Source organism: Streptomyces sp. G-G2, assembly GCF_030063135.1.
In the GTDB taxonomy this organism is placed as follows: domain Bacteria; phylum Actinomycetota; class Actinomycetes; order Streptomycetales; family Streptomycetaceae; genus Streptomyces.
The window spans coordinates 53,711-63,417 of record NZ_JASISO010000048.1 but is presented as its reverse complement, the minus strand read 5'-3'; the positions used below and the strand labels follow the sequence as shown (position 1 = coordinate 63,417).

Sequence of the window (9,707 nt, the reverse complement as noted above, 5' to 3'; positions counted from 1 at the left end):
ACGAAGGCGAGCCCGAGGGCGGCCGCCGCCGTGGGGTTCCGTAGGCGCGTGAGGCGCACCGGGGTCTCCTGTCCGTTCGTCCGTGCCGGGGCCGCTCCCTCGCGGGTGCTCCCCCGGAGTATCGGGGATCGCTCCTCACGGCCCATCACGGCCCTGACGTTTCAAGCCGCTTGGGGCGGTCAGACGCCCGGACAGAGCCCGAACAGAATCCACCCGGAAGGGACTTGTCATGCCCGACGTGTCATTGCTGCCCGGCACCGCGCTCCACCACTGGGACTGGCAGGCCGACGCGGCCTGCCGGAACGTCGGTCCGGCGCGGTTCTTCCATCCGGCGGGCGAGCGCGGCGAGGAGCGGGAGGACCGGGACGCGGCCGCCAAGCGGGTCTGCGCGCACTGCCCGGTCCGCCGCGACTGCCTGGAGCACGCGCTGCGCGCCCAGGAGGTCTTCGGCGTGTGGGGCGGGCTGACCGAGGACGAGCGTCGCGACATGCGCCGCACCTCGTCCTAGGCGGCCCCTTTCCGATCTTGTCCGCGCGCACGGGCCCGGGCGGGCCCTCGGGCCCCGCCCGGGCCCTGCCGTGCGCGCGGACAAGCGGACAAGCGGGCGGGCTGGCGGGCTGGCGGGCTGGCGGGCTGGCTGGCGGGTCCTGATAATCCGGTCAGTGGCGGGCGGAGGCGCCACTTCGGCAAAACCGGCGGAACTAATCTGCGGGCGGAGCTGCGGTTCCCGCACCTCTCGGAGGTCAGTGTTTACGCGGCCTTAACACTCAAAAGGTCACTCGCGGCGTGTCGGAGCGATGGATTCCGCAGGTAAACAGCTATTGACCAGCGGATCTCGCAGAGATTGCATAGCGGCCCGGGAGCATACGGAACCACCTGATCACCCAGCCGCCTCGGAGGCGATACCGCTCCCGCACCCTCTCCTCGCATCTGCCGATCGGAACCCGCACTGATGTCCGAAACGATCAGCGCTCCCCAGGCGCTCGCCCCCGCGACCGGCCCCGTCCCCCAGAAGCTCAAGCGTTCCATCGGTGTCGTGGGCGCCACCCTGCTCACCCTCTCGTGCGTGACGCCCGCCTCGACCCTCTTCGTGGTCGTGCCCGACCTCTTCTCAAGCCTGGGCACCTACGCGGCCCTCACCATCGCCATCGGTTCGCTCCTGTGCATCGGCGTCGCGTTCTGCTACTCCGAACTGGGCACCCTGATCCCCAGCGCGGGCGGCGAGTACGCCATGGTGTCGACCCTCGCGGGGCGGCTGGCGGGCTGGCTGGTCTTCGTCCTGTCCCTGCTGGTGGTCATGATCGTGCCGCCCGTGATCGCCATGGGCACGGCCGACTACCTGGCACCCATCGTCCACATACCGGCTCCGGTCGCGGGCGGAGCGGTGATGCTGCTCGCCACCCTCGCCGGACTGCTCGACCTGCGCGCCAACGCCTGGATCACCGGCATCTTCCTGGTCCTGGAGGTCGTGGCCGCCGCCCTGGTCGCCGTACTCGGCTTCACCCACAGCGAGCGGGGCGCCTCGGCCCTGATCCACGGGTCGGTCGCCGGTGAGACCGGCGCCTCCACCTCCACGGTCACCGCGATGATGGTGGTCTCCGGGCTCGCCATCGCCCTGTTCATCACCCAGGGGTTCTCGACCGCCGTCTACCTGTCGGAGGAGCTGGAGAACCCGCGGCGCAACGTCGCCCGCACCGTCCTGGCGACCCTGGCCATCTCCACCGCCGTGATCCTCGTCCCGGTCGTCGCCATCACCGTCGGCGCACCCGACCTCGCGGCCCTGACCAGCGGAGACATCGGCGCGATGGTCACCGCCTGGTCCAATTCGGCCATCGGCACCTTCGTCAGCCTCTGCGTCGCCCTCGCGATCGTGAACGCGGGTATCGTCATGGTCATCCAGAACTCGCGGGTCCTCTTCGCCTCCGCCCGCGACAAGGCCTGGCCCGAGCCCGTCAACAACGCCCTGTCCCGGCTGGGCCGCTCCGGCTCCCCCTGGGTCGCCACCCTGCTGGTCGGCGTCCCGGGCGCGGGCCTCTGCTTCGTGAACCTGGACACCCTGTACGGGGTGACCGGCGTCTCGGTGACCGGCATGTACCTGCTCGTGGCGGTGGCCGCGCTGTTCAGCCGCCGCGGCGCGCACGGCGCCGCCACCGCCTGGCGGATGCCGCTGTGGCCCGCGGTGCCGGTGGCGCTGATCCTCGTACTGGCCTACATCCTGACCCAGCAGGAGACCGAGTACCTGCTCTGGACCGGCGGGATCACCGGCGTCGCCACCCTGTACTGGGCGCTGTACCTGCGTCCGCGCCGGGACTCGCGCTGGCTGGTCACCATTCCGGAGACCGAGGACGTCACCGCGTCCTGACCTCCCGCTCCCCCGCTCCTGCGCTTCCACCCCCCGCGCCACCCGTCCGATTACATCGGCCGGGTGGCGCACCCGTGCGGGCGGCGCCGACACTTTTCGCCGCCGGGGAGGGTTGTACAGCGCGCTTTGTCTTTCCGGCGCCTCTTGGAGCGATCAATGACAGTCATGCCGAGTTCCGTCACGGTCCAGGGCCAGGGATCGCTCACCCACCGGGACCCGGCCGTGTCCGTCCACGCCCCCGGTCCCGCCCCCGATCCGGTGACCGCCCCCCTCGCCGTCTGCGTGCCCGCGCAGGGCGGGAGCCCTGACGCGGCGGGCCCGGGGGGCGGGCGCGTGGAGGAGCGGGAGCTGGTCTTCGACGGACTGGCGTACGTCTGCCGGATCGCCCGCGCGGGCGGCTCGGGTACGCCGCTCCTCATCCTGGGCGGCTCCGAGCAGGACCGGATGTCCTGGACCCGGCACGAGAAGCGGGTGGTCCTCGACCGGCCCGTGATCACGGTCGACCTGCCCGGCTACGGCACCGCGGACTTCCTCCCGGCCCGCTACGGCGTCGACCACCTCGCGGCCGCCGCCCGCCACCTCGTGGACGAACTGGGGCTGGGCCGGGTCAACCTGTTCGGTGTCTGCTTCGGCGGGGCGATCGCGCTGCGCTTCGCCCAGCACTACCCGGCACTGGTCGAGCGGCTGATGCTGAGCGGGATGACCACGGCGGTGACCACCGACTACACGGCGGCGATGGAGCGCTGGGACGGCATGATCGAGCGCGGGGAGACCGAGGACATCGCGCGTGAGCTGACCGACCGGTTCATGTCCCCGCCCGGCACCGGAACCGTCCGCAAGCACGCGGCGGTCGGCCGACTGGTCTACCAGCAGATCGCGGGGCAGAACCCCGACTCCCGGCGCAAGTCGGCCGAGCACAACCGGCGGCTGATGCGGCACGAGTGGTACCGGCCCGAGCCGTGTCCGCCGGTGCCCGCGCTGGTGGTCACCGGTGAGCACGACACGCTGACCACCCCCGAGATGGGGCGGCGCGTGGCGTCCGTACTGCCCACCGCGCAGTTCCTGACCATCCTGGAGACCGACCACCTGGCCCCGCTGGAGCGCAGCGCCGACTTCGCCGACCTGATGGCCCGCTTCCTCACCGACCAGTCCTTGTCCGGCCTCCCGTACGCGACCGCCCCGGAGGCCTTCCTCACCGGCCACCCCGTCCCCGCCCGGGGCTGACGGCGCCTCACCGGGGCCGTTGTCCGACCCCTCTGCCATCGTGTCGCCCATGGGGACGGCGAACGAGCGGGTGGAACGCGTCGACGAGCAGGACCGGGTGGTGGGGGGTGGTCGGGCGCGACGAAGCCGTCCCGGCCGGGGCCCTCGCGGGCGCCGATCCGCGGGAGATCGGCCGCCCCGAGTGGCTGACCCGGCCGGAGCTGCGGGTGGCGATGCGCGAGCGGCCGTTCGTCACGGACGGGCTGGAGGCCTTCGCGCGGTGGGAGGCCCCCGTCCGTCACCCGGGCGGCGGGTGACGGACGGGGGCGGGTCAGCAGATGCGCGGGAGTTGTTCTCCCAGCGGGAGGTCGACCACGCGGGTGCCGCCGAGGCCGGTGCGGGCCACCACCAGTCCGGGATGGTCGGCGACGGCCTCGCCGATCACGGTGGCGTCCGCCCCCAGCGGGTGCGCCCGCATCGCGTCGAGCACCGCGTCGGCGTGCTCGCGCGGCACGAAGGCCACGAGTTTGCCCTCGTTGGCGACGTACAGCGGGTCGAGGCCGAGGATCGCGCAGGCGTTGGCCACGGCGGGCGGGACCGGGACGGACCGCTCGTCGATGACCACGCCCGCACCGGACGCCTGGGCGATCTCGTTGAGGGCGGCGGCCAGACCGCCCCGGGTGGGGTCGCGCAGTGCGTGCAGGTCGGGGGTGACCGCGAGCATGGACTGGACGAGCCCGCCCAGCGGCGCGCAGTCGCTCGCGATGTCCACCCCGAACTCCAGGCCCTCCCGGACGCTCATGATCGCCACGCCGTGGACGCCGATCGCGCCGCTGACGATGACCACGTCGCCCGGCACCACCCGCTGGGGCCGCAGGTCGACCCCGGCCGGGATCAGGCCGATGCCCGCGGTGTTGAGGTAGATCCCGTCGCCGTGCCCGGCCTCGACCACCTTGGTGTCGCCGGTGACCACCTCCACCCCGGCCCGCCGGGCGGCCGCGCCGAGGGCCTCGGCCACCCGGGCGACCACGGACATCTCGACGCCCTCTTCGAGGATGAACCCGACGGAGAGGTAGGCCGCCTCGGCGCCGCTCATCGCGAGGTCGTTGACGGTGCCGTTGACCGCGAGGTCGCCGATGCAGCCCCCGGGGAAGAACAGCGGCCGTACGACGTAGGAGTCGGTGGAGAAGGCGAGCCGCACCCCGCCGAGGGTGACGGCTGCGGAGTCGCCGAGCTGGGCGAGCACCTCGCCGCCGAAGGCGGGGGCGAAGAGGTGCTGGACGAGTTCGGCGGAGAGCGCGCCACCGCCGCCGTGCCCCATCACCACCCGGGGGCGGTCGCGCAGGGGTGCCGGGCAGGTCCAGCCCGTCATGTCGGGAGCGGTGTCGGGTGCGGTGTCAGGCAACGGGGCTCGCCTCCAGCGGAGCGGCGTTCGCGGCCGGGGTCAGCTCCAGCCGTCGGTAGAGGTAGTACGCGGCGCAGGCGCCCTCGCTGGAGACCATGGTGGCTCCGAGCGGGTTGCGCGGGGTGCAGGTGGTGCCGAAGGCCTCGCACTGGTTCGGCTTGATCAGCCCCTGGAGCACCTCGCCGCTGCGGCATTCGGCCGGTTCCAGCGTGGTGATCCCGGTGACCGAGAAGCGGTGTTCGGCGTCGAAATCCCGGTAGCGCGGGGAGAGCCGCCAGCCGCTGTCGGGGATCACCCCGATGCCGCGCCAGGCCCGGTCGGTGACCTCGAAGACGTCCTCCAGCATGGCGAGGGCCGTCGGATTGCCCTCGGGCCGCACGGCGCGGGCGTAGGCGTTGTCGACGGTGTGCTCGCCGCGTTCCAGCTGGTGGACGGCGCGGCGTACGCCTTCGAGGATGTCCAGGGGTTCGAAGCCGGTCACCACGATCGGGACCCGGTGGCGCGCGGCCAGTTCGGGGTACTCCCCCATGCCCATGACGCTGCACACGTGCCCGGCGGCGAGGAAGCCCTGGACGCGGCAGCTGGGTGAGCGCATGATCGCCTCGATCGCCGGGGGGACCCGGACGTGGGAGACGAGCAGACTGAAGTTGGGGATGCCGAGCTTCTTCGCCTGGTACACCGTCATGGCGTTGGGCGGAGCGGTGGTCTCGAAGCCGATGCCGAAGAACACCACCTCCCGGCCCGGGTTCTGCCGTGCGATCTTGAGGGCGTCGAGCGGGGAGTACACGACGCGTACGTCGCCCCCCTCGCTGCGCACCTGGAAGAGGTCGCGGCCGGTTCCCGGGACGCGGAGCATGTCCCCGAAGGAGCAGAAGATCACGCCCGGGCGGGAGGCGATCTCCAGCGCCTTGTCGATGACCTCCAGCGGGGTCACGCACACGGGACAGCCCGGCCCGTGGATCAACTCCACCTGCTCCGGAAGGAGTTGGTCGATGCCGTGCCGGATGATGGTGTGCGTCTGGCCGCCGCAGACCTCCATCAGGGCCCAGGGCCGGGTGACGGTGGCGTGAATGTCGTCGAGCAGCCGCCGGGCGAGGTCCGGGTCCTGGAATTCCTCGAGGTACTTCACTGCCGCACCCCTTCCGCGACGTCATCCCCGGTGGGATCGCTCTCGGCCGGGTCGTCCTCGAAGGGCCAGGGGGCCCCGCCCGCTTCGGCCGCCTGTTCCCAGGGGTCGCCGAACTCCTCCTGCAACATGCCGAGTTGGGCGAAGAGTTCAAGGGTCTGCTTGGCCGATTCCTCGTCCAGCCGCTGGAGGGCGAAGCCGACGTGCACGATGGCGTATTCGCCGACCTGGAGGTCCGGGAGGTATTCGAGACACACCTCCTTGACCACCCCGCCGAAGTCGACGGTCGCCATGCGGGTGCCGTCCTTCTCCCCGATGTCAAGCACTCTGCCGGGTACCGCCAGACACATGGTTCTCTCCTTGCTGTGGGTGTTCACTGAGACGGTCGGCGGCGGCCACCATCAGCTGGCCGAGGGCCAGTCCGCCGTCGTTCGGGGGGACCAGGTGGTGGCGCAGCACGGTGAAGCCGTCGGCGCGCAGGACGCGCGCGCAGGCCGTGGACAGCAGGGTGTTGGCGAAGACCCCGCCGGTCAGCGCCACCGTGTCCAGGCCGTGCCGGTCGCGGGCCCGCGCGCAGAGCGAGCCGACGAGCGCGGCGAGCGCGGTGTGGAACCGGGCCGCGATCACGCTCGGCCGCACGCCTCCGAGTACGTCGGCCACCACAGCGGCCAGCACGGGGGCCGGGTCCGCGGTGAGCGGGGCGGCGGTGAGCGGAGCGGGGCCGACCGGACCGGCGGTGACCGGACCCGGGCCGGCCGTCGCTCCCAACTCCCGGAGGGCGAAGGCGTATCCGGGGCGTTCGGGACAGCCGGGGCTGCCCGTGGTGTCCGGCGCCGCGAGGGCCGCGCGCTCCAGCTCGATCGCGGCCTGCGCCTCGTACCCGGCGACCTGGCAGACTCCGGCGAGGGCGGCCACGGCGTCGAAGAGCCGCCCCATGCTGGAGGTCGGCGCGCAGTTGAGGTTCCGCTCCAACTGGATGCGCAGCACCCGCAGTTCGTCGGGCGGGCAGGCGCTCACACAGGGCAGTGCGGGGTTCCAGTCGAGGCCCGCCGCCCACAGGTGGGCCAGCGCCATCCGGTACGGGCGCCGCACGGCCGCGTCCCCGCCCGGCAGCGGCGCGTAGCCGAGGTGTGCGAACCGGACGAATCCCGTGTAGTCGGCGAGCAGTACCTCACCGCCCCACACCGCGCCGTCGTCGCCGTAGCCGGTGCCGTCGAAGGCGACGCCGATCACCCGCCGGGTGCCGTCCAGCCCGTGTTCGGCCATGGCGGAGGCGATGTGCGCGTGGTGGTGCTGGACCCGGACCAGCGGGCGCTCGCCGCGGTGGCGCAGGGCCCACTGCCCGGAGCGGTAGCCGGGGTGCCGGTCGGCGGCGAGCACGGCGGGGGCGACCCCGGTGATGGACTCCAGCTGGCTCTCGGCGCGTTCGAAGGCGTACTGGGTGGCCAGGTCGTCCATGTCGCCGATGTGCGCCGACAGCCAGGCCCGGCGTCCCTCGCCGAGGCACAGGGTGTTCTTGAGGTCGCCCCCGGTGGCCAGGATCGGGGGCACCGGCAGCGGAAGGGTGAGCGGCAGCGGGGCGTAGCCGCGCGAGCGGCGTACGGTCAGCTGCTCGCCGTCGCAGACCCGCACCACCGAGTCGTCGCAGGGCACGTGGATCGGGCGGTCGTGGGTGAGCCAGGCGTCGGCGAGGCCGCCGAGCCGGTCCAGGGCTTCGGCGTCGTCCGTGACGATGGGCTCGCCGGACAGGTTCCCGCTGGTCATGACCAGGAGCCGGGGACCGGGCGGGTCGCCGGGCAGGCCGAGCAGCAGGTGGTGCAGGGGGGTGTACGGGAGCATCACGCCGAGGTCGGGGGCGCCGGGGGCCACCCCTGGCGGGGGCTCGGCCCCGGCGCGCAGTCGCAGCAGGACGATGGGCCGCACTCCCCCGCTGAGCAGGGCGCGCTCCTCGGGGCCCGCCTCGACCAGGTGCTCGACCTCGGCGAGGGTCCGGGCCATCAGGGCGAACGGTTTGTCCCCGCGCCCCTTGCGGCGGCGCAGTTCCGCCACGGCCCCGGGGTGGGCCGCGTCGCAGGCGAGGTGGTAGCCGCCGAGGCCCTTGACGGCGAGGACCTGCCCTGCGGCGAGCAGCCGCCGGGCTTCGGCCACCGGGTCGGGGGCGCCCGGGGCCTCGTACGGCGGACGGCCGGGCGCCCCGAGGAGCAGGCGCAGCCGGGGGCCGCAGGCGGGGCAGGCCACGGGCTGGGCGTGGAAGCGCCGGTCGCCCGGGTCGGCGTACTCCCGGGCGCAGTCGGCGCACATCGGGAACCGGGCCATCGTGGTGTGGGCGCGGTCGTAGGGCAGCCCGGTGACGATGGTGAAACGCGGCCCGCAGTGGGTGCAGGTGATGAAGGGGTGCCGGTGGCGCCGGTCGGCGGGGTCGGCCAGTTCGGCGAGGCAGTCGGCGCAGGTGGCGACGTCCGGGGAGACCAGGGTGCGGGCGGGGCCGCCGACCCGGGAGGCGACGATGGTGAATCCGGCGCCGCCCGCGACGGGTACCTCGTGGTGGTCGACGGTGTCGACGACGGCGAGCGGTGGCGCGTCGGCCGCGAGCCGCTCGCAGAAGGCCGACACGGCGGCCGGGGCGCCCTCCACTTCCGCGACCACGCCGTCGGGGGTGTTGGTGACGTGCCCGGCGAGGCCGAGGCCGGTGGCCCGGGTGTAGACGTAGGGCCGGAATCCGACGCCTTGTACGACGCCCCGGACCATCACCCGGCGGCGCTGTACGGCTTCCATCAGCGGGTCTGCACCGCGACGGGGTGCGGGTGCTCGTGCGGGTGCGGGTGCCCGTGCGCGGCGTCGTGCTCGTGCGCGTGCGCGTGCGCGTGGTCGTGCGCGGCCTCGTGCCCGTGGTCGTGATCCGCAGCGGGGGGCCGGTGACGGGCCATGACCGGCTGGTGGACCGGGGTCCCGTCGGCGGCGGCGAGCGACCGGTCGAGCAGGAGGCCGAGACCGAGGCCCGCACCGGCCCGGGCGGAGGTGAGGACCACCTCCACCCCGGGGTTGACCTGCTGGACGTTGGCGCGGAAGGCCGCCTCGTCGAACTCGACGGCCGCCGCGATGTCCGTCTTGGTGACCACCACCAGCTGGGCGAGCCCGAACGCGGTCGGGTACTTGAGCGGCTTGTCCTCGCCCTCCGTCACCGAGGCGAGCACCACGCGCAGCGATTCACCGAGGTCGTAGGAGGCCGGGCAGACCAGATTGCCGACGTTCTCCACGAAGAGCAGCCGGGTGCCCTCGGGGAGCCAGCCGTCCAGGTGTCGGCCCAGCATGTGGGCCTCCAGGTGGCACAGCCCGTCGGTGAGGACCTGTTTGACGGGTACGCCGGACCGGGCCAGCCGGGTCGCGTCGTTCTCCGTGGCCAGGTCGGCCGTCAACGCGGCCACCGGGACGCCGCGCTCGCGTGCGAGGAGCAGTTCGCGCTCCAGCAGGGCCGTCTTGCCGCTGCCGGGGCTGGAGAGCAGGTTGACGATCGTCGTGCCGCGGGCGCTGAGCGCGGCGCGCAGGGTCTGCGCGGCCGCTTCGTTCTTGGCGAGTACCGCCTGCTGGAGGTCGACCACACGGCACATGTG

At 73.2% G+C, this 9,707-nt stretch carries 9 protein-coding genes; 4 read left to right on the top strand and 5 right to left on the bottom strand.

Annotated elements, in window-relative coordinates:
- Positions 1 to 229 precede the first annotated feature (229 nt).
- The 4 genes from QMF80_RS30505 (at position 230) to QMF80_RS30490 (ending at position 3,882) form a co-directional block, all read left to right on the top strand.
- On the top strand, positions 230 to 508 hold the full coding sequence (locus QMF80_RS30505) for a WhiB family transcriptional regulator (RefSeq protein WP_283459087.1): 279 nt from the start codon (positions 230 to 232) through the stop codon (positions 506 to 508).
- A gap of 444 nt (positions 509 to 952) precedes the next feature.
- Positions 953 to 2,362 (top strand): APC family permease, encoded by a 1,410-nt coding sequence (locus tag QMF80_RS30500; protein ID WP_283459085.1) that lies wholly within the window; start codon positions 953 to 955, stop codon positions 2,360 to 2,362.
- A gap of 156 nt (positions 2,363 to 2,518) precedes the next feature.
- On the top strand, positions 2,519 to 3,586 hold the full coding sequence (locus QMF80_RS30495) for an alpha/beta fold hydrolase (RefSeq protein ID WP_283459083.1): 1,068 nt from the start codon (positions 2,519 to 2,521) through the stop codon (positions 3,584 to 3,586).
- 107 nt (positions 3,587 to 3,693) lie between these two features.
- Entirely contained in the window at positions 3,694 to 3,882 is a 189-nt protein-coding gene (locus tag QMF80_RS30490) for a hypothetical protein (RefSeq protein WP_283459081.1), read from the top strand.
- A 14-nt stretch (positions 3,883 to 3,896) separates the two neighbouring features.
- On the opposite strand, the gene hypE is transcribed toward QMF80_RS30490, so the two are convergent.
- From hypE to hypB, 5 genes are read right to left on the bottom strand one after another with little or no spacing between them, the layout of a single operon-like run.
- Entirely contained in the window at positions 3,897 to 4,937 is a 1,041-nt protein-coding gene (gene hypE, locus QMF80_RS30485) for a hydrogenase expression/formation protein HypE (protein ID WP_283459103.1), read from the bottom strand.
- A gap of 25 nt (positions 4,938 to 4,962) precedes the next feature.
- Entirely contained in the window at positions 4,963 to 6,099 is a 1,137-nt protein-coding gene (gene hypD / locus QMF80_RS30480) for a hydrogenase formation protein HypD (protein ID WP_283459079.1), read from the bottom strand.
- Complete coding sequence (locus tag QMF80_RS30475) at positions 6,096 to 6,446, bottom strand: HypC/HybG/HupF family hydrogenase formation chaperone (RefSeq protein ID WP_283459077.1); 351 nt, start codon at positions 6,444 to 6,446, stop codon at positions 6,096 to 6,098. The genes hypD and QMF80_RS30475 overlap by 4 nt, the downstream gene beginning before the upstream one ends.
- Positions 6,415 to 8,871 (bottom strand): carbamoyltransferase HypF, encoded by a 2,457-nt coding sequence (gene hypF, locus QMF80_RS30470; protein ID WP_283459075.1) that lies wholly within the window; start codon positions 8,869 to 8,871, stop codon positions 6,415 to 6,417. Before hypF ends, QMF80_RS30475 begins: the two co-directional genes overlap by 32 nt.
- Positions 8,871 to 9,704: a hydrogenase nickel incorporation protein HypB gene (gene hypB, locus QMF80_RS30465; protein WP_283459073.1), complete on the bottom strand. Its 834-nt coding sequence runs from the start codon at positions 9,702 to 9,704 to the stop codon at positions 8,871 to 8,873. The genes hypF and hypB overlap by 1 nt, the downstream gene beginning before the upstream one ends.
- Positions 9,705 to 9,707 lie beyond the last annotated feature (3 nt).

Coding starts and splice junctions, on each gene's coding strand:
- QMF80_RS30505 (WP_283459087.1), top strand. CDS start 230: ATGCCCGACGTGTCATTGCTGCCCGGCACCGCGCTCCACCACTGGGAC.
- QMF80_RS30500 (WP_283459085.1), top strand. CDS start 953: ATGTCCGAAACGATCAGCGCTCCCCAGGCGCTCGCCCCCGCGACCGGC.
- QMF80_RS30495 (WP_283459083.1), top strand. CDS start 2,519: ATGACAGTCATGCCGAGTTCCGTCACGGTCCAGGGCCAGGGATCGCTC.
- hypE (WP_283459103.1), bottom strand. CDS start 4,937: ATGACGGGCTGGACCTGCCCGGCACCCCTGCGCGACCGCCCCCGGGTG.
- QMF80_RS30475 (WP_283459077.1), bottom strand. CDS start 6,446: ATGTGTCTGGCGGTACCCGGCAGAGTGCTTGACATCGGGGAGAAGGAC.
- hypF (WP_283459075.1), bottom strand. CDS start 8,871: ATGGAAGCCGTACAGCGCCGCCGGGTGATGGTCCGGGGCGTCGTACAA.
- hypB (WP_283459073.1), bottom strand. CDS start 9,704: ATGTGCCGTGTGGTCGACCTCCAGCAGGCGGTACTCGCCAAGAACGAA.